The 18,963-nt window shown below is 68.3% G+C and carries 16 protein-coding genes; 9 read left to right on the forward strand and 7 right to left on the reverse strand.

Translation table 11 applies throughout. The features are described from left to right. Positions 1 to 71: 71 nt before the first annotated feature. On the reverse strand, positions 72 to 674 hold the full coding sequence (locus A5764_RS24210; RefSeq protein WP_067118367.1) for a hypothetical protein: 603 nt from the start codon (positions 672 to 674) through the stop codon (positions 72 to 74). 140 nt (positions 675 to 814) lie between these two features. Here A5764_RS24210 and aceE point away from each other — a divergent pair, with 140 nt between their 5' ends. The 7 genes from aceE to A5764_RS24245 all read left to right on the forward strand — a co-directional run bounded on the left by aceE (position 815) and on the right by A5764_RS24245 (position 10,535). Then, entirely contained in the window at positions 815 to 3,607 is a 2,793-nt protein-coding gene (aceE, locus tag A5764_RS24215; protein ID WP_067118368.1) for a pyruvate dehydrogenase (acetyl-transferring), homodimeric type, read from the forward strand. Between the two features lie 73 nt (positions 3,608 to 3,680). Continuing rightward, positions 3,681 to 5,009, forward strand: a complete 1,329-nt coding sequence (locus A5764_RS24220; RefSeq protein ID WP_067118371.1) for a CdaR family transcriptional regulator — start codon at positions 3,681 to 3,683, stop codon at positions 5,007 to 5,009. A gap of 140 nt (positions 5,010 to 5,149) precedes the next feature. Then, on the forward strand, positions 5,150 to 6,067 hold the full coding sequence (locus A5764_RS24225; RefSeq protein WP_067118374.1) for an ACP S-malonyltransferase: 918 nt from the start codon (positions 5,150 to 5,152) through the stop codon (positions 6,065 to 6,067). 81 nt (positions 6,068 to 6,148) lie between these two features. Then, complete coding sequence (gene acpM, locus A5764_RS24230; RefSeq protein WP_003872368.1) at positions 6,149 to 6,496, forward strand: meromycolate extension acyl carrier protein AcpM; 348 nt, start codon at positions 6,149 to 6,151, stop codon at positions 6,494 to 6,496. Then, on the forward strand, positions 6,493 to 7,743 hold the full coding sequence (kasA, locus tag A5764_RS24235) for a 3-oxoacyl-ACP synthase KasA (protein ID WP_067118377.1): 1,251 nt from the start codon (positions 6,493 to 6,495) through the stop codon (positions 7,741 to 7,743). The genes acpM and kasA overlap by 4 nt, the downstream gene beginning before the upstream one ends. A 76-nt stretch (positions 7,744 to 7,819) precedes the next feature. Further along, positions 7,820 to 9,079 (forward strand): 3-oxoacyl-ACP synthase KasB, encoded by a 1,260-nt coding sequence (gene kasB, locus A5764_RS24240; protein WP_067118380.1) that lies wholly within the window; start codon positions 7,820 to 7,822, stop codon positions 9,077 to 9,079. A 34-nt stretch (positions 9,080 to 9,113) separates the two neighbouring features. Continuing rightward, on the forward strand, positions 9,114 to 10,535 hold the full coding sequence (locus A5764_RS24245; protein ID WP_067118383.1) for an acyl-CoA carboxylase subunit beta: 1,422 nt from the start codon (positions 9,114 to 9,116) through the stop codon (positions 10,533 to 10,535). Between the two features lie 22 nt (positions 10,536 to 10,557). Here A5764_RS24245 and A5764_RS24250 read toward each other — a convergent pair whose 3' ends face one another. The 5 genes from A5764_RS24250 to A5764_RS24270 form a co-directional block, all read right to left on the reverse strand. Next, the gene (locus tag A5764_RS24250) at positions 10,558 to 11,283 is read right to left on the reverse strand and encodes an SGNH/GDSL hydrolase family protein (RefSeq protein ID WP_082951877.1); all 726 of its coding nucleotides are present in this window, start codon (positions 11,281 to 11,283) and stop codon (positions 10,558 to 10,560) included. Next, a complete protein-coding gene (locus A5764_RS24255; protein WP_067118389.1) occupies positions 11,284 to 12,894 on the reverse strand; it encodes an FAD-dependent monooxygenase in 1,611 nt (536 codons plus the stop codon). 79 nt (positions 12,895 to 12,973) lie between these two features. Further along, entirely contained in the window at positions 12,974 to 13,603 is a 630-nt protein-coding gene (locus A5764_RS24260) for a TetR/AcrR family transcriptional regulator (RefSeq protein WP_067118392.1), read from the reverse strand. A gap of 68 nt (positions 13,604 to 13,671) precedes the next feature. After that, the gene (locus A5764_RS24265) at positions 13,672 to 15,210 is read right to left on the reverse strand and encodes a glycerol-3-phosphate dehydrogenase/oxidase (RefSeq protein ID WP_067118395.1); all 1,539 of its coding nucleotides are present in this window, start codon (positions 15,208 to 15,210) and stop codon (positions 13,672 to 13,674) included. Beyond that, on the reverse strand, positions 15,198 to 15,767 hold the full coding sequence (locus A5764_RS24270; protein WP_067118398.1) for a TetR/AcrR family transcriptional regulator: 570 nt from the start codon (positions 15,765 to 15,767) through the stop codon (positions 15,198 to 15,200). Before A5764_RS24270 ends, A5764_RS24265 begins: the two co-directional genes overlap by 13 nt. Before the next feature lie 47 nt (positions 15,768 to 15,814). Between A5764_RS24270 and A5764_RS24275 the strand changes: the two genes are divergently transcribed. Together A5764_RS24275 and A5764_RS24280 are read left to right on the forward strand one after the other, a co-directional pair. After that, on the forward strand, positions 15,815 to 17,395 hold the full coding sequence (locus tag A5764_RS24275) for an FAD-binding oxidoreductase (protein ID WP_156664850.1): 1,581 nt from the start codon (positions 15,815 to 15,817) through the stop codon (positions 17,393 to 17,395). After that, positions 17,392 to 18,306 (forward strand): diacylglycerol kinase, encoded by a 915-nt coding sequence (locus A5764_RS24280; protein WP_067118404.1) that lies wholly within the window; start codon positions 17,392 to 17,394, stop codon positions 18,304 to 18,306. The genes A5764_RS24275 and A5764_RS24280 overlap by 4 nt, the downstream gene beginning before the upstream one ends. Positions 18,307 to 18,403: 97 nt before the next feature. On the opposite strand, the gene A5764_RS24285 is transcribed toward A5764_RS24280, so the two are convergent. Beyond that, the gene (locus tag A5764_RS24285) at positions 18,404 to 18,916 is read right to left on the reverse strand and encodes a DUF3145 domain-containing protein (RefSeq protein WP_067118490.1); all 513 of its coding nucleotides are present in this window, start codon (positions 18,914 to 18,916) and stop codon (positions 18,404 to 18,406) included. Positions 18,917 to 18,963: the final 47 nt, after the last annotated feature.

The following is an 18,963-nucleotide window of genomic DNA, read 5'->3' on the forward strand; positions in this document are numbered from 1 at the left end:
CGCGCACCGTGCGATTCGAATTATCGTCGCACAGCCCGAACGCGGTCCATACCCTTGGCTCGCCGGGCGCCTCAGAAGGACGCCAGGCAGAGTTTCAGCGCCTTGGTCTTGGTGTCGTTGAGCTGGTCGACCCGCTTGTTGAATTCCGGTATCGACGCGTGGGTGCCGATGGCGTTGGCCACCCCGCGCGCCGCGTCGATGTAGGCGTTGAAAGCGTCCTTCAGCTGCTGCGACAGCGCATCGCTGAAGCTGTTGGAGACGGTGGTGGCGCTGTCGTTAAGGGCCCCGATGGCCGGGCCTTCGGTCGGGCCGGTGTTGCGGCCCCCGTTGAACGACGAGACGTAGGTGTTCACCTTGTCGATCGCGTCCTTGCTGGTGGTGGCCAGCGAGTCGCACGAGCTGTGCACCGCCCTGGTCGTCAGCGACTGCTGCCGCTGCGATTCGCGGACGCTCGACGTCGCCGACGAGGCCGACACCGACGCCGACACCGACTGCCGGTACGCCGGGGCGACCTTCGTATCGGGGGTGGCCGTGCCTTTCGTGACAGTGGTACAGCCCACGATCACATTTATCAGGCCCATCAGCACCGCCGCCAAACAGCCAAACACCAGCGCACCTCGCTTGGGGAGGTCCCCCACCTGCGTGCGAGGGACGGCACGCCATCCGATGAGCACGGTTGCTGACGTTACCGCGTGGCGATTCGGCGCGCCCCGGTACACACCGAGTTGGTCTCGGCTACCCGCCCATCACGTCGGTGCGGCACGATAGAGGGACACAACGCAATAAGCACACCCGCCGACTACAGGAGCGGAAGTTGACCACCGAGTTCGCGCGCCACGATCTAGCCAAAAACCCAAGCAGCGCAAGCGAACCCGACCGCGTCCGGGTGATCCGCGAAGGTGTGGCGTCCTATCTGCCCGACATCGACCCCGAAGAGACCTCCGAGTGGCTCGAGTCCTTCGACGACCTGCTGGAGCGCTCGGGTCCGGCGCGGGCGCGCTATCTGATGCTGCGGCTGCTGGAGCGGGCGGGCGAGCAGCGGGTGGCCATCCCGTCGCTGACGTCGACCGACTACGTCAACACCATCCCCACCGAGCTCGAACCGTGGTTCCCCGGCGACGAGGACGTCGAACGCCGCTACCGGGCCTGGATCCGATGGAACGCCGCCATCATGGTGCACCGCGCCCAGCGCCCGGGAATCGGCGTGGGCGGCCACATTTCGACCTACGCCTCGTCGGCCGCGCTCTACGAAGTCGGCTTCAACCACTTCTTCCGCGGCAAATCGCATCCCGGCGGCGGCGACCAGGTGTTCATCCAGGGCCACGCCTCCCCGGGGATTTACGCCCGCGCCTTCCTGGAAGGCCGGCTCAGCACCGAGCAGCTCGACGGCTTCCGCCAGGAACACAGCCATCCCGGCGGCGGGTTGCCGTCCTACCCGCACCCACGGCTGATGCCCGACTTCTGGGAATTTCCCACCGTGTCGATGGGGCTGGGCCCGCTCAACGCCATCTATCAGGCCCGGTTCAACCACTACCTGCACGACCGGGGCATCAAGGACACCTCCGATCAGCACGTGTGGTGCTTTTTGGGCGACGGCGAGATGGACGAGCCGGAGAGCCGCGGGCTCGCGCACGTCGGGGCCCTGGAAGGCCTGGACAACCTGACCTTCGTGATCAACTGCAACCTGCAGCGCCTCGACGGCCCCGTGCGCGGCAACGGCAAGATCATCCAGGAGCTGGAGTCGTTCTTCCGCGGCGCCGGCTGGAACGTCATCAAGGTGGTCTGGGGCCGCGAGTGGGACGCCCTGCTGCACGCCGACCGCGACGGCGCCCTGGTGAACCTGATGAACACCACCCCCGACGGCGACTACCAGACGTACAAGGCCAACGACGGCAGCTACGTGCGCGACCACTTCTTCGGGCGCGACCCGCGCACCAAGGCGCTCGTCGAGCAGATGACCGATTCGGAGATCTGGAACCTCAAGCGCGGCGGGCATGACTACCGCAAGGTCTACGCCGCGTATCGCGCCGCCGTCGACCACAAGGGCCAGCCGACGGTGATCCTGGCCAAGACCATCAAGGGTTACTCGCTGGGCGCCCACTTCCAGGGCCGCAATGCCACCCACCAGATGAAAAAGCTTGCGCTGGAAGATCTTAAGGCTTTCCGCGACTCCATGCGCATTCCCGTCAGCGACGCCCAGCTCGACGAGGATCCTTACCTCCCGCCCTACTACCACCCCGGGCCCGACGCCCCGGAGATCCGTTACATGCTCGACCGGCGCCGCACGCTGGGCGGCTTCGTCCCCGAACGCCGCACCAAGGCCAAGGCGCTGCGGCTACCCGGCCGCGACACCTATAAGGCCCTGAAGAAGGGATCGGGCAACCAGGAGGTCGCCACCACCATGGCGACCGTGCGCACCTTCAAAGAAGTGATGCGCGACAAGGAAGTTGGTCCGCGCATCGTGCCGATTATTCCCGACGAGGCGCGCACCTTCGGGATGGACTCGTGGTTCCCGTCGCTCAAGATCTACAACCGCCTGGGCCAGCTGTACACCGCCGTGGACGCCGACCTGATGCTGGCCTACAAGGAAAGCGAAGTCGGCCAGATCCTGCACGAGGGCATCAACGAGGCCGGGTCGGTGGGCTCGTTCACCGCGGCCGGCACGTCGTACGCGACGCACAACGAGCCGATGATCCCGATCTACATCTTCTATTCCATGTTCGGGTTCCAGCGCACCGGCGACGGGCTGTGGGCCGCGGCCGACCAGATGACGCGCGGCTTCCTGCTCGGGGCCACCGCGGGGCGCACCACGCTCACCGGTGAAGGGCTGCAACACGCCGACGGCCATTCGTTGCTGCTGGCCGCCACCAACCCCGCGGTCGTGTCGTACGACCCGGCGTTCGCCTTCGAGATCGCCTACATCGTGGAAAGCGGGCTGGCCCGCATGTTCGGGGAGAACCCGGAAGACGTGTATTTCTACATCACCGTCTACAACGAGCCCTACGTGCAGCCGCCCGAGCCGGAGAACTTCGATCCCGAGGGACTGCTGCGCGGCATCTACCGCTACCACGCCGCCACCGAACAACGCACCAACAAAGCGCAGCTCCTGGCGTCCGGGGTCTCCATGCCGGCGGCGCTGAAGGCGGCCGAGATGCTGGCCGCCGAGTGGGACGTCGCCGCCGATGTGTGGTCGGTGACGAGCTGGGGCGAGCTGAACCGCGACGGCGTGTCCATCGAGAGGGCCAAGCTGCGCCACCCGGACCGGCGGGCCGGCACCCCGTATGTGACGCAGGCCCTGCAGAACGCCGGCGGCCCGGTCGTTGCCGTCTCGGACTGGATGCGCGCCGTGCCCGAGCAGATCCGGCCGTGGGTGCCGGGCACCTTCGTCACGCTGGGCACCGACGGGTTCGGGTTCTCCGACACCCGGCCCGCCGCCCGGCGCTTCTTCAACACCGACGCCGAGTCACAGGTCGTCGCGGTGCTCGAAGCGCTGGCGCGCGACGGCGAGATCGACCCGTCGGTGCCGAGCGCGGCCGCCCGTCAGTACCGGATCGACGACGTGCAGGCCGCGGCGGGACAGTCTGCCGACGCCGGCACCGCGACCTAGCGCCCGCGGACGCACCTACGACGCGAGCCCCGCCTTGGCGGAATCTTCCAGAAATCTCGCGTAGGTTTTAGGAGTGAACGACAACGCCTTCGCCGGTCCGTTCGCGGCCAACCGCCCGAGGTCGCCGCTGGAACTGCTGGACACGGTGCCCGAATCGCTGCTGCGGCGGCTGAAGCAGTACTCGGGGCGGCTGGCCACCGAGGCGGTCACGGCGATGCAGGAGCGGCTGCCGTTCTTCGCCGACCTGGAGGCCTCCCAGCGGGCCAGCGTGGCGCTCGTGGTGCAGACCGCGGTCGTGAACTTCGTCGAGTGGATGCACGACCCGCACAGCAACGTCAGCTACACCGCGCAGGCCTTCGAACTGGTGCCCCAGGACGTGACCCGCCGGATCGCGCTGCGCCACAGCGTCGACATGGTCCGGGTGACCATGGAGTTCTTCGAGGAGGTCGTGCCGCTGGTGGCCCGCTCCGAGGAGCAGCTCACCGCGCTGACGGTGGGAATTCTGAAGTACAGCCGCGACCTGGCATTCACCTTCGCCGGCGAGTACGCCGATGCGGCCGAGGCGCGCGGCACCTGGGACAGCCGGATGGAGGCCAGCGTCGTCGACGCGGTGGTCCGCGGCGACACCGGACCCGAACTGCTGTCGCGGGCCGCCGCGCTGAACTGGGACACCACCGCGCCGGCGACGGTGGTGGTCGGCATCCCCGCACCCGGCCGCGACGGCTCAGACGAGCTGGGCGGCACCCAGCGCGCCAGCCAGCACCTTCGCGACATCGCCGCCCGGCACGGCCGCGCCGCCCTCACCGACGTACACGGCACCTGGCTGGTGGCGATCGTGTCCGGCCATTTGTCACCGACCGATAAATTCTTGGGCGACCTACTGAACGCGTTCTCCGACGGCCCGGTGGTCATCGGACCCACCGCGCCGATGCTCACCGCGGCCTACCACAGCGCCAGCGAGGCGATCTCCGGGATGAACGCCGTCGCGGGCTGGCGCGGGGCCCCACGGCCCGTCCTGGCCCGAGAACTGCTGCCCGAGCGGGCCCTGATGGGCGATGCGTCGGCGATCGTTGCGCTGCATACCGACGTCATGGGACCGCTGGCCGACGCCGGCCCGACGCTCGTCGAAACCCTTGACGCTTTCTTAGACTCTGGCGGCGCGATTGAAGCTTGTGCCAGGAAGTTGTTCGTTCATCCAAACACCGTGCGATACCGGCTCAAGCGGATCACCGACTTCACCGGGCGCGATCCCACCCAGCCCCGCGACGCATATGTCCTGCGAGTGGCGTCGACGGTGGGCCAGCTCAACTATCCGACGCAGCCCCCGAGCGCCGCCAGCGACACCGTCGCTCCGGTTCCGCTGCCGGTCAGGGGCGGTATCGCGGCGTCGGCCCGGCGCTAGTGATTGAGGACACAGATCGCGGCACGATATCAAACGGGTAGCTTAAAGAGCGCTTTTGTTGGGTGTCTACAAAAACCTAAGACGAGGTTCATAATCTGTTACACCGGCCAAAACCGTTTCCACAGTGTTCTCTTAGACACGTGATCGCATTGCTTGCGCCCGGTCAGGGTGCGCAGACGGAGGGGATGCTGTCGCCATGGCTGGAGCAGCCGGGCGCAGCAGACCAGCTGGCCCTGTGGTCGAAGGCCAGCGGCCTCGACCTGGTGCGGCTGGGCACCACGGCGTCGACGGAGGAGATCACCGACACCGCGGTCACGCAGCCCCTGGTCGTGGCGACCACGCTGCTCGCCCACCAGGAGCTGGCCCGACGCGGCCTGCTCATCGACGCAGACCTGATCGTGGCGGGCCACTCCGTCGGCGAGATCGCGGCCTACGCGATCGCCGGGGTGATCGGCGCCGACGACGCGGTCGCGCTGGCCGCCACCCGGGGTGCCGAAATGGCCAAGGCCTGCGCCATCGAGCCCACCGGCATGTCCGCGGTGCTCGGCGGTGACGAGGCCGAGGTGCTGAGCCGCCTCGAGGAGCTCGAGCTGTTCCCCGCCAACCGCAACGCCGCCGGCCAGATCGTCGCCGCGGGTTCGCTCGCCGCGCTGGAGAAGCTCGCCGAGGACCCGCCGGCCAAGGCGCGGGTGCGCGCCCTGGGCGTCGCCGGGGCGTTCCACACCAAGTACATGGCTCCGGCCCTGGACGGCTACGCCGCAGCGGCGGCCGCCGTCGCGACCGCGGAGCCCACCGCCACGCTGCTGTCCAACCGCGACGGAAAGCCGGTCAAGTCGGCGGCGGCCGCGATGGACGCGCTCGTCGCTCAGCTGACCCAGCCGGTGCGCTGGGACCTGTGCACCGAGTATCTGCGTGAAGGCACCGAGAACACTGTCACGGCGATCGTGGAGTTCCCGCCCGCGGGCACTCTCACCGGTATCGCCAAGCGCGAACTTCGGGGGGTGACGGCCCGTGCCGTCAAGTCACCCGCAGATCTGGACGAGTTGGCCAGCATCTAAGCAGCCGGCTTCTGCCAGAAACAATCACAACTGCAAACGTCAATCCGATTTGCACTCAACACATTACGAAGGGAATAGACCGTGGCCGTTAGCCAAGAAGAAATCATCGCCGGTATCGCCGAGATCATCGAAGAGGTGACCGGTATCGAGCCGTCCGAGGTCACCCCGGAGAAGTCGTTCGTCGACGACCTGGACATCGACTCGCTGTCGATGGTTGAGATCGCGGTGCAGACCGAGGACAAGTACGGCGTCAAGATCCCCGACGAGGACCTCGCCGGTCTGCGCACCGTCGGTGACGTCGTCGCCTACATCCAGAAGCTCGAGGAAGAGAACCCCGAGGCCGCCGAGGCGCTGCGCGCCAAGCTGGAGACGGAGAACCCCGAGGCCGTCGCCAACGTCAAGGCAAGGCTGGAAGCGGACAGCAAGTGACCAAGCCTTCCACTGCCAATGGCGGTTACCCCAGTGTTGTGGTAACCGCCGTCACGGCGACGACGTCGATCGCGCCGGACGTTGAGAGCACGTGGAAGGGTTTGTTAGCCGGAGAAAGCGGCATCCGCGTCCTCGAAGACGACTACATCACCAAGTGGGACCTGCCCGTCAAGATCGGTGGGCACCTCAAGGAGCCCGTCGACAACCACATGGGCAGGCTCGACCTGCGGCGCATGTCCTACGTCCAGCGGATGGCCAAGTTGCTCAGCGGCCAGCTGTGGGAGACCGCCGGCAGCCCCGACGTCGACCCGGACCGGTTCAGCGTCGTCGTGGGCACCGGTCTGGGTGGCGCCGAACGGGTCATCGAGAGCTATGACCTGATGAACGAGGGCGGCCCCCGCAAGGTGTCGCCGCTCGCCGTTCAGATGATCATGCCCAACGGTGCCGCGGCCGTGGTGGGTCTTCAGCTCGGGGCGCGCGCCGGGGTCATCACCCCGGTGTCGGCCTGCTCGTCGGGCTCGGAGGCCATCGCGCACGCGTGGCGCCAGATCGTCATGGGCGACGCCGACGTCGCCGTGTGCGGCGGCGTGGAGGGCCCCATCGAGGCGCTGCCCATCGCGGCGTTCTCCATGATGCGCGCCATGTCGACCCGCAACGACGAGCCCGAGCGCGCCTCGCGTCCGTTCGACAAGGACCGTGACGGCTTCGTCTTCGGCGAGGCCGGGGCGCTCATGCTCATCGAGAGCGAGGAGCACGCCAAGGCCCGCGGCGCCAAGCCGCTGGCCCGACTGATGGGTGCCGGCATCACCTCGGACGCCTTCCACATGGTGGCACCGGCGGCCGACGGCGTGCGTGCCGGCCGGGCGATGACGCGGTCGCTGGAGCTTGCGGGCTTGTCCCCCAAGGACGTTGACCACGTCAACGCGCACGGAACGGCGACGCCGATCGGTGACACCGCCGAGGCCAACGCCCTGCGGGTCGCCGGTTGCGACCACGCCGCGGTCTACGCGCCGAAGTCGGCGCTGGGCCACTCCATCGGCGCGGTCGGCGCGCTGGAATCTGTCCTGACGGTTTTGAGCCTTCGGGACGGCGTCATACCGCCAACCTTGAACTACGAGACACCCGATCCAGAGATCAATCTGGATGTTGTCGCGGGCGAGCCTCGCTACGGCGAACTCCGTTACGCGATCAACAACTCGTTCGGATTCGGCGGCCACAACGTGGCCCTCGCGTTCGGGCGTTACTAAGCACGGCGTCCGGCGACGATGCGGGCCGCACCGGCCCGAGGAGCCGGACAACACGGAAGGAACATTCGCAAGACCCATGACCGAGCTGGTTACCGGGAAGACACTCCCGAATGTCGTCGTCACAGGCATCGCCATGACGACCGCAGTGGCGACCGACGCCGACGACACCTGGAAGTTGTTGCTGGACGGCCAAAGTGGTATTCGCAAGCTTGACGACCCGTTCGTCGAAGAGTTCGACTTGCCGGTCCGCATCGGCGGGCACCTGCTGGAGGAATTCGACAGCCAGCTGACACGCGTCGAGCTGCGCAGGACGGGCTACCTGCAGCGGATGTCCACCGTTCTGAGCCGCCGGGTGTGGGAGAACACCGGCTCGCCCGAGGTCGACCCCAACCGCCTGATGGTCTCCATCGGCACCGGCCTGGGCTCGTCGGAAGAAATGGTCTTCAGCTACGACGACATGCGTGCCCGTGGGATGAAGGCGGTCTCTCCGCTGGGGGTGCAGAAGTACATGCCCAACGGTGCCGCCGCGGCGGTCGGCCTGGAGCGGCACGCGAAAGCCGGTGTCCTCACCCCGGTGTCGGCGTGCGCGTCGGGTTCCGAGGGCATCGCCCAGGCGTGGCGCAACATCGTGTTCGGTGAGGCCGACATCGCCATCTGCGGCGGCGTCGAGACGAAGATCGAAGCCGTGCCGATCGCCGCGTTCGCCCAGATGCGCATCGTGATGTCGACCAAGAACGACGACCCGGTCGGTGCCTGTCGGCCGTTCGACAAGGACCGCACCGGGTTCGTGTTCGGTGAGGCCGGCGCGCTGATGGTGATCGAGACCGAAGAGCACGCCAAGGCCCGCGGCGCCAACATCCTGGCGCGGCTGATGGGGGCCAGCATCACCTCCGACGGCTATCACATGGTGGCCCCGGACCCCAACGGCGAGCGCGCCGGACACGCCATGAGCCGCGCCATCCAGCTGGCCGGGCTGACCCCCGGCGACATCGACCACGTCAACGCCCACGCCACCGGCACCTCGGTCGGCGACCTGGCCGAAGGCAAAGCGATCAACAACGCCCTGGGCCCGCACGGCGGCAACGCGGCCGTCTACGCGCCCAAGGCCGCGCTGGGCCACTCGGTGGGTGCCGTCGGCGCGGTGGAGTCGATCCTGACCGTGCTCGCGTTGCGCGACCAGGTCATTCCCCCGACACTGAACCTGGAAACCCTCGACCCAGACATCGATCTGGACGTGGTGGCAGGCAAACCGCGCCCCGGTGACTACCGCTACGCGATCAACAACTCGTTCGGATTCGGCGGGCACAACGTGGCACTCGTCTTTGGGCGGTATTAGAAACCCGAGCGAAACTTCGAACAGGAGACCTGCGATGACAATCATGGCCCCCGCGTCGGTTGGCGAGTCGCTCGACCCACGCGACCCGTTGCTGCGTCTAGGCAATTTCTTCGACGACGGCAGCGTGGAACTCCTGCACGAGCGTGACCGCTCGGGCGTGCAGTCCGCGGCGGGGACCGTGAACGGTGTGCGCACCATCGCCTTCTGCACGGACGGAACCGTCATGGGCGGCGCCATGGGCACCGAAGGCTGCGCACACATCGTCAACGCCTACGACACCGCCATCGAGGAGCAGAGCCCGATCGTAGGCATCTGGCACTCCGGTGGGGCCCGGCTGGCCGAGGGCGTCCGGGCACTGCACGCGGTCGGGACCGTGTTCGAGGCCATGATCCGCGCGTCGGGCTACATTCCGCAGATCTCGGTGGTCGTCGGATTCGCCGCCGGCGGCGCCGCCTACGGTCCGGCGCTGACCGATGTGATCGTGATGGCGCCCGAGAGCCGGGTCTTCGTCACCGGCCCCGACGTGGTGCGCAGCGTCACCGGCGAGGACGTCGACATGTGCTCCCTCGGTGGCCCGGACACCCACCACAAGAAGTCGGGTGTGTGCCACATCGTGGCCGACGACGAGCTCGACGCCTACGAGCGCGGCCGTCGGCTGGTCGGATTGTTCTGCCAGCAAGGGCATTTCGACCGCAGCAAGGCCGAGGCCGGTGACACCGACATCCACGCGCTGCTGCCCGAGTCGGCACGACGGGCCTACGACGTGCACCCGATCGTGACCGCGATCCTCGACGCCGAGACGCCGTTCGACGAGTTCCAGGGCAACTGGGCGCCGTCCATGGTGGTCGGGCTGGGTCGTCTGTCCGGCCGCACCGTCGGCGTGCTGGCCAACAACCCGCTACGGCTGGGCGGCTGCCTGAACTCCGAAAGCGCGGAGAAGGCAGCGCGTTTCGTGCGGCTGTGCGACGCGTTCGGGATTCCGCTGGTGGTCGTCGTCGACGTGCCGGGCTACCTGCCCGGTGTCGACCAGGAGTGGGGTGGCGTGGTGCGCCGCGGCGCCAAGCTGCTGCACGCGTTCGGCGAGGCCACCGTTCCGCGCGTGACGCTGGTCACCCGAAAGACCTACGGCGGGGCCTACATCGCGATGAATTCGCGGTCGCTGAACGCCACCAAGGTGTTCGCCTGGCCGGACGCCGAGGTCGCGGTGATGGGGGCCAAGGCCGCCGTCGGCATCCTGCACAAGAAGAAGCTGGCCGCCACGCCCGAGCACGAGCGGGAGGCGCTGCACGACCAGCTGGCCGCCGAGCACGAGCGGATCGCCGGCGGTGTGGACAGCGCCATCGAGATCGGCGTGGTCGACGAGAAGATCGACCCGGCGCACACCCGCAGCAAGCTCACCGAGGCGCTGGCGCAGGCGCCCGCTCGCCGCGGCCGCCACAAGAACATCCCGCTGTAGGTCTCCGTTCAGCGCAGCGGGTTCAGGAGTCCAAGAACCGCTGAACGGCCTCAGTGAGGATGCGCCCGCCCTCGGTGTTGAGGTGGATGCCGTCAATGTGGAATTGCCAACCGTTGCTTCGCGAGATCTCATCGAAGCTTCGGCGCATGATCATTTCTCGCAACAGGTAGTCGCGGTAGAGAGCCGCGAACGAGAACCGGGTGAACGGTTTCGTGGCCGCCGTCCGTGCGAGTCGCTCTTGGAAAGCCTCATAGAACGGGATGTAGTCCGCGGACCCCGTCGAGGCGGCTTCGCGGATGATGCCGTTGTAGGTGGCGATCAGGCCGTTGAGCCGCGCCTGAACTGGATGGGCCGAACGGGGTTCTTCGCCAAGCGGCGCAAGGGAACTGAGTCCGACCCGCGCGTCGGCCTCCCGTTGCAGTCTGCGCACGATGACGGTGAGGTTCTCTTTGAACCGCGCCGTCGACGGTTCTTCCGAGAGCCGCTTCCAGACCCGAACGAATCGCCGGAAATTCGGGAAGGCGCTCGCCATGACGTCGTTCGTCCCGATGAGCACGATGACCCGCTCCGGCCGTAGTGCGGTCACTCGGTCGAGGTGCCGGACGGCATTGAACGACAGATCCCCGCCCACACCGAGGTTGCACGAATCGAAACCGGCTGTTTTGAGGCCGCCTGTCGAGCTCGTCGATCCATTTGTAGGTTCCCCTCGATGCCGTAGTGCTCGAGCCCAGACAGGCCACCGTTTCAATCATGTTGCGCGGGTGAGGATCCGACACAGCGTCCTGCCGAGATCGGTTTCGGGTGAGCGCGGCCGCTTGTCGGCGCGCCAGCCCACGAAGTCGTCGGGGCGCACCAACAACGCCCCGTCCGGTGCGAGTCCCGTGGCGGCGGCCCAGGAGCCGTCGACGTCGAGTTCGGTTCCTATGCGCCGCAAGTTGATTGGGATGTCAAGGGCCTTCGACGCGCAGGCTGCGGCGTCGGACCAGGCGGCATCGTCGTCCCCGGTGAACAGCGTGAAGCTGGAACCGAGCAAATCGAGGGTGGAGACCCGCTTCCCGCCATCAACGACCCATGCGTGCGGGACCCGGGTACCCGGTTGCCCACGCAATTCCTCCACCAGTGACACGGCGTCCGGATCCGCCGGAACAGGATCGCCGGAAACGACAGCGGCCGAGCGGTATTGGTAGCCGATCAGCAGGGAGAACATCGGCGCCTCTTCGCCGGCCGGCAATTGCGGCGGGTTGTCGTCCGACCGGAGGAAGGCCCGCGATGGGCCCGTGAGCGACTGGCGCGCATTGAAGCGGCCGACCGGGTGTCGCTCGGCGTGGTAGGTGGTCAGCAAGGCCGGGCCGGCGGTCCCTTTCAACACGGCGGCCAGCTTCCAGGCCAGGTTGTGCGCACTCTGGATGGCGGTGTTGGCTCCACCGGCCTTGAACGGAGGCATGGTGTGCGCCGAGTCACCGACGAGAAAGACTCGGCCGCTGCGGAATTGGTCGGCCACCCGCTCGTAGGGCTGCCACGGCGCAACGTCGATGACTTCCATGTCGATCGGCTCACCAATCGCTTTGGTCAGCAGCTCGCGGCAACGCTGTGCGGTGAACTGATCGGCGGTCTCCCCGAGTCGGGGGAAGTACGTGGTGATGAACATGCCGAAGTCGTCGCGTACCGGGAGAAAGATGCCCTCCACGTCCGGGTTCTTGACCTGGATGCCGTCGCCACCGCCGAGCTGCGGGACAAACTTGCGCCAGGGTCCCCGAAAGTAGATGAAGACGACATAGATCGGCAGCGCCCCACAGCCGGAGGTCGTCACGCCGAGCGCGTCGCGGGTCGGGCTGTGCACGCCGTCGGCGGCGACGAGGTAGTCGGCGCGTAAAGCCTCCGTTGTGCCCGACTCCCGATCGCGTACGACCGCGGTGACGCCGCTTTCGTCCTGTTCGAAGGAGCCCAACTCGGTGTTGTAGCGCACGTGGCTACCGTCCCGGCGGATATGCGCGAGCAGGATCGGTTCGAATGCGCTTTGCGGACAGTATTGGCCGCCGGGCTCGGGGCTCAGATCTTTGAAAGGCGCGAAGATCGCGTTGACGTCGAACGCCTGATGTTGTTCGGCGGTGTTGAGCGTGGGCTTGCTGAGCATGTCCGAAACGCCGTGTGCGATCGCGTGGACCTCGTCGGCCAGCCCAAGGCCGCGCAGGATCTCGAGGCTGCGAAAGCTCAAGTTGCGCGCTTTGGGATAGATGAATACCTCACTGCGCTTTTCGACCAGCAGCGAGCAAACGCCATGTTTGGCGAGCAGCGCAGAGGTTGCGAGGCCGGCGGCGCCGGCCCCGACGATCAGCACCGGGACACGCTTGACATCCATCGCCGCCTCCCATCCAAGCGGAACTAACTAGTTCCGTCTGGATTCCAATGTCGCACGCGACAGGCGGATTGCGCAACAACTAGGGCGCCGGTGCGCCGGCGAGCGGCAAGATCACGTCTTCGAGCATGCGCCGGACGTAAACCCGGTCGATCGGCCGTCCCGTGATCACCCGCAGCACGTTGAGGCCGAGTGCGACGTCGGGGATCAGGCTCAGGTCGCGACCGCCCGGGATTTCGCCGCGAGCCACCGCATGGTCGAGCACCGCTCGGACCACCTGACGCGGAGTGGATAGCACCAGGTCGTCCAGGGCGGCGGCCAGCACCGGATTGTGCATGGCAGCCGTCGCCACCCCGACCACGACCCGGATCATGTGCGAATCGGCATCATTCAACTCGGGCGTGGCGGCAACCAGCGCGTCTATGTCACCGCGAAGGCTGCCGGTGTTGGGCGGCTCGACGGGTCCCAGCCGCCGCCGCCAGTGGGCGATGGCATCGGCGACCACCACCGCCTTCGATGGCCAGCGACGATAAATCGCCGCCTTCCCGACGCCGGCGCGCGACGCGACGTCGTCCATGCTCAACCGGTCATAACCCACTTCGGCCACCCCCGCCAGCGTCGCGTCGAGGATGGCTGCGTCCAACGATCGATCGAGGCGTCCCGGGCGTCGTGCCCGGCGCGACGCGGGAGCCACGCCGCTGTCGAGCTCCATGTACGTTCCTTACCGATACGGACTAGTTCCGTTTCATGGTATCCGCCGACGCAATCGGCGGACCCACTTCAGCCGAAGCGCGCCACGAACTCCTCGGCTACGCCGACCACTCGCTCGCGGTCGCGCGGCACCAGACCGATCCGGGTGCGCCGGTCCAGGATGTCGCCGACACCGAGCGCGCCCTCGTGGGTGACGGCGTACTCGAACTCCGCCCGGATCACGTCGATCCCGTCCGCCACCGGGTCGCCGGGCCGCTCGCACGTAGAAGCGGCGATGACGTTCGCCGCCTCGGCCCCGTACCGCAGGATCAGCGACTCCGGCAGACCGGCCATCGGCGGCACCGTCGAACCCGGGTTGGCCGGCGCCCCGATCAGCGGCAGGTTGCGGGTCCGGCATTCGGCGGCGCGCAGCCCCCGCCGGTCGATGGCCCGGTCCAGCACATCCTGTGCCATGTAGCGGTATTCGGTGAGCTTGCCGCCGATCACGCTGATCACGCCCGACGGCGCCTCGACGACGGCATGCTCACGCGATACGTCGGCGGTGCGGCCTGCACCGGTGTCGATCAGCGGCCGCAGGCCGGCGTAGGCACCGATGACGTCGGCCGTCCCGAGCCCGGTCCCCAGGGCGGTGTTCACCGTGTCCAGCAGGAACGTGACCTCCTCCGCAGACGGCTCCGGCACATCGGGTATCGGGCCGGGAGCGGCCTCGTCGGTCAGCCCCAGGTAGACCCGGCCCAGCTGCTCGGGCATGGCGAAGACGAAGCGGTTGAGCTCTCCGGGAATCGGAATCGTCAGCGCGGCAACGGGATTCCCGAACGCCGCCGCATCGAAGACCAGGTGGGTTCCCCGGCTGGGCCGCAGCCGCAACGACGAGTCGATCTCGCCGGCCCACACCCCGGCCGCATTGATGACCGCACGCGCCGACACGTCGAACGACTGCCCCGTGCGCTGATCGGTCAACCGCACCGACGTGCCGGTGGCATGCGACGCCGCGACGTAGGTGAGGATCCGCGCGCCGTGCTGCGCGGCGGTGCGCGCGACCGCGGTCACCAGCCGGGCGTCATCGATCAACTGCCCGTCGTAGGCCAAAAACCCGCCGTCGAGCCCGTCACGACGAACGGTGGGCGCCATCTCCACGACGCGCCCAGCCGAGACCCGCCGCGACCGCGGCAGCGCCGACGACGGCGTCCCCGCCAGCACCCGCAGCGCGTCGCCGGCCAAAAACCCGGCGCGCACCATCGCCCGCTTGCCGCGGCCCATCGAGGGCAGCAGCGGAACCAGCTGCGGCATCGCATGAACGAGGTGAGGGGCGTTGCGCGTCATCAGGATTCCGCGCTCGATGGCGCTGCGCCGGGCGATGCCCACGTTGCCGGTCGCCAGGTAGCGCAGGCCGCCGTGCACCAGCTTGGAGCTCCAGCGGCTGGTGCCGAACGCCAGGTCGTGCTTTTCCACCAGCGCGACCCGCAGCCCGCGCGAGACGGCGTCCAGGGCGATCCCGGTGCCGGTGATCCCGCCGCCGATCACGACGACGTCCACCGGCGCGCCGTCGGCGAGCGCGTTCAGGTCGGCGGCGCGGCGCGCCGCGTTCAAGGCCGTCACGAGAGGTATCCGTTCAGCGAGTAGGCGAGCTCGGCGGCCAGCGCCTCGGCGCCCAGAATCGGCCGGACGATCCGTTCGGACTGAATGGTCGACTGCGCGATGAGCAAGACCATGGTCGCCATCTGCAGGGGGTCACCGGGGCGAACGCTGCCGTGGCGCTGGGCCGCACGCAGCCGCTCGGCCAGGACGTCGATCAACATCTGCTGGCTGGTGCCGAGGCGCTCGGTGATGTAAATAGGCGCGAGCTCGGAGTGCAGCACTGACATCACCAGCTCGTCGCGGCGCAGCAGCTCGGCCACCGTAACGATCTGTCGCACAAGGGATTCGCGGTCGTCGCCGAGCAACGGCGCGTCGCGCATCACCCCGGTGATGTGCCGGGTCAGCAGCGCCGCCACGATCGACTTGGTGTCGGGCCAGCGGCGGTAGACGGTGGGGCGGCTCACCCGCGCGCGCCGGGCGATCTCGGCGAGGGTCACCCGGTCGACCCCGAAGTCGACCACGCAGCTGGCCGCCGCGGCGAGGATGCGGTCCGCGGTGTCCGAACCAGCGTTACTGATTGACAGCATGTGTAATACTGTAACGCATGACGAACGCCGACGAGCTCCTCCCGCCCATGAAGTGGAACGCGTGGGGAGACCCGGCCGCGGCGAAGCCCCTCTCGGAAGGGAATCGCGCGCTGCTGAAACAGGCTGTGGGCATTCAGGATTCGACCGAGACCGAACTCGATGCCGACGACGCCAAGCTGCGTCCGTCGGCGCTGCCGCAGGCCGACCGCGACGCGCTGGCCGGGATCGTCGGCGCCGAATACTGCCGCACCGCCGACCACGACCGCCTGCTGCACGCCGGCGGCAAGTCCACCCTCGACCTGCTGCGGCGCAGCGACCGCGGCGTCCAGGACGCGCCCGACGCCATCCTGCTGCCCGGTGACGACGACGCCGTCTTCGCGGTCCTGCGCTACTGCTCCGAGCACCGCATCGCCGTCGTCCCGTTCGGCGGCGGCACCAGCGTGGTGGGCGGGCTCGACCCCGTCCGCGGTGGGTTTCAGGCCGTGGTGTCGCTCGATCTGCGCCGCTTCGATGAACTCGTCGAGCTGGACGAGGTGTCCGGCCAGGCGGTCCTGGGGGCCGGAGTCACCGGCCCGGACGCCGAACGCCTGCTGGGCGAACACGGCTTTTCGCTGGGTCATTTCCCGCAGAGCTTCGAGTACGCCACCATCGGCGGCTTCGCTGCGACGCGCTCGTCCGGCCAGGACTCCGCCGGCTACGGCCGGTTCAACGACATGGTGCGCGGGCTGCGGATCATCACCCCGGTCGGCACCCTGGACCTGGGCCGCGCACCGGAATCGGCCGCGGGTCCCGACCTGCGCCAGCTGATGGTCGGCTCGGAGGGCACCTTCGGCGTCATCACCCAGGTGCGGCTGCGGGTGCACCGGATCCCCGAAGCCGTCCGCCACGAGGCGTGGTCTTTCCCGGATTTCGACACCGGGGCCGCGGCGCTGCGCGCCGTCACCCAGAATGCCACCGGTCCCACCGTCATTCGGCTCTCCGATGAAGCCGAGACCGGGGTCAACCTGGCCACCACCGAGGCGATCGGGGAAAACCAGGTCACCGGCGGATGCCTGGCCATCACCGTGTTCGAGGGCACCAAGGAACACGTCGAGAGCCGGCACGCCGAGACCAGCGCGCTGCTCGCGGCGCACGGCGGCACGCCGCTGGGCGAGGCGCCGGCGCAGGCCTGGGAGCGCGGGCGGTTCGGCGCCCCCTACCTGCGCGACTCGCTGCTGTCGGCGGGCGCGCTCTGCGAGACGCTCGAGACGGCCACCACCTGGTCCCGCGTACCCGCGCTGAAAGCCGCTGTGACCCAAGCCCTTACCAACGCGCTGGCCGAGACGGGCACACCGGCGCTGGTGATGTGCCACATCTCGCACGTCTACCCCACCGGCGCCTCGCTGTACTTCACCGTGGTCGCCGGGCAGCGCGGGAACCCGATCGAGCAGTGGCGGGCCGCAAAGAAGGCCGCCTCGGACGCCATCATGGCCACTGGCGGAACCATCACCCACCACCACGCGGTCGGCGCCGACCACCGGGCCTGGATGCGCGACGAGGTGGGCGAGCTGGGCGTGCAGGTGTTGCGCGCGGTCAAGGCGACCCTGGACCCGGCCGGAATCCTCAACCCCGGCAAGCTGATTCCGTGACGCGAGGCCGGCGCGAAATCGCCAAGGTGACCGCGCTGACCAACCCTGCCTCGGGGCACGGCGCGGCCATCCGCGCGGCGCAAGTCGCGATCGCCCGGCTGCAGCACCGCGGCGTGGAGGTCACCGAGATCATCGGCGACGACGCGCAAGACGCGCGCTATCTCGCCGCCGCCGCCCTGGAACACGGCACCGACGCGCTGATGGTCACCGGCGGCGACGGCGTCGTCTCCAACGCGCTGCAGGTGCTGGCCGGCACCGACGTTCCGCTGGGCATCGTCCCGGCCGGCACCGGAAACGACCACGCGCGCGAATTCGCCATTCCCGCAAAAGATCCCGAGGCCGCCGCCGACATCATCCTCGACGGCTGCACGGAAACCATCGATCTGGGGCGGATCCAAGGCAACGGGATCGACAAGTGGTTCGGCACCGTGGCGGCCACCGGGTTCGACTCCCTGGTTACCGACCGGGCCAACCGGATGACCTGGCCGCACGGACGGCTGCGCTACTACCTCGCGATGCTCGCCGAGCTGTCGCGGTTGCGGCTCTTGCCATTTCGGATGGTGCTCGACGGAACCAAGGAGATCGAGGCCGACATCACGCTGGCGGCCTTCGGCAACACCCGCAGCTATGGCGGCGGGCTGCTGATCTGCCCCAACGCCGACCCCACCGACGGCCTGCTCGACATCACCATGGCGCACTCGGCATCGCGGACGAAGCTGGTCCGCCTGTTCCCGACCGTGATGAAGGGCACGCACGTCGACCTCGACGAGGTGAGCACGGCGCGGGCCAAGTCAATCCACGTCGAGTGCCCGGGCATCAATGTCTATGCCGACGGCGACTTCGCGTGCCCGCTGCCCGCCGAGATCTCGGTGGTTCCCGCCGCGCTGCAGATCCTGCGGCCCGCCCGATGATAGGGACATCCGCCTGCAGACCATCAGGCGATCCGCGAATGCGCTAGCACATCCGCTAGCGGGTTTAAAGATCGCCTAATGGTTCGGAGACCCGCACCTAGCCGACGCCCCGGCTGAGCCAGGTCACCTCGCCGGCATCGCCGCCGTCGCGATAGACCTCGAGCGCCTCGTCCCACGCGGTTCCCAGCACCGAGTCCAGCTCGGCGGCCAGGGTGTCGGCTCCCTGCGCCATCATGGCGCGCAGCCGCATCTCGCCGACCATGATGTCGCCGTTGGCGCTCATCGACCCGCTCCACAGGCCCAGCTGTGGCGTGTGGCTGAACCGCTGGCCGTCGACCCCCGGGCTGGGATCCTCGGTGACCTCGAACCGCAGCACCGACCAGGAGCGCAGCGCGTTGGCCAACCTGGCGCCGGTGCCGACGGGCCCGACCCAGTTGGTGACCGCACGCAGCTGCCCGGGCATCGCCGGCTGCGGTGTCCACACCAAGTTGGCCTTGGATTGCAGGGTCGAGGACAGCGCCCACTCGACATGCGGGCATACCGCCGCGGGCGAGGCGTGGACGTACACCACGCCTGTCGTCACGTCGGCGAATTGGTTCGACGAACGCATCTCCTGCTCCTTCGGTTCCACGAGGGACGTCTTCCCCAACGACCTGG

This window comes from Mycobacterium sp. 852002-51057_SCH5723018, from assembly GCF_001667035.1.
GTDB lineage: Bacteria > Actinomycetota > Actinomycetes > Mycobacteriales > Mycobacteriaceae > Mycobacterium.

Bases quoted from the DNA above. Each gene is read 5' to 3' on its own strand.
- kasB (WP_067118380.1), top strand. From the start codon at position 7,820: ATGACCGAGCTGGTTACCGGGAAGACACTCCCGAATGTCGTCGTCACA.
- A5764_RS24245 (WP_067118383.1), top strand. From the start codon at position 9,114: ATGACAATCATGGCCCCCGCGTCGGTTGGCGAGTCGCTCGACCCACGC.
- A5764_RS24255 (WP_067118389.1), bottom strand. From the start codon at position 12,894: ATGGATGTCAAGCGTGTCCCGGTGCTGATCGTCGGGGCCGGCGCCGCC.
- A5764_RS24260 (WP_067118392.1), bottom strand. From the start codon at position 13,603: ATGGAGCTCGACAGCGGCGTGGCTCCCGCGTCGCGCCGGGCACGACGC.
- A5764_RS24270 (WP_067118398.1), bottom strand. From the start codon at position 15,767: ATGCTGTCAATCAGTAACGCTGGTTCGGACACCGCGGACCGCATCCTC.
- A5764_RS24275 (WP_156664850.1), top strand. From the start codon at position 15,815: ATGAAGTGGAACGCGTGGGGAGACCCGGCCGCGGCGAAGCCCCTCTCG.
- A5764_RS24285 (WP_067118490.1), bottom strand. From the start codon at position 18,916: ATGCGTTCGTCGAACCAATTCGCCGACGTGACGACAGGCGTGGTGTAC.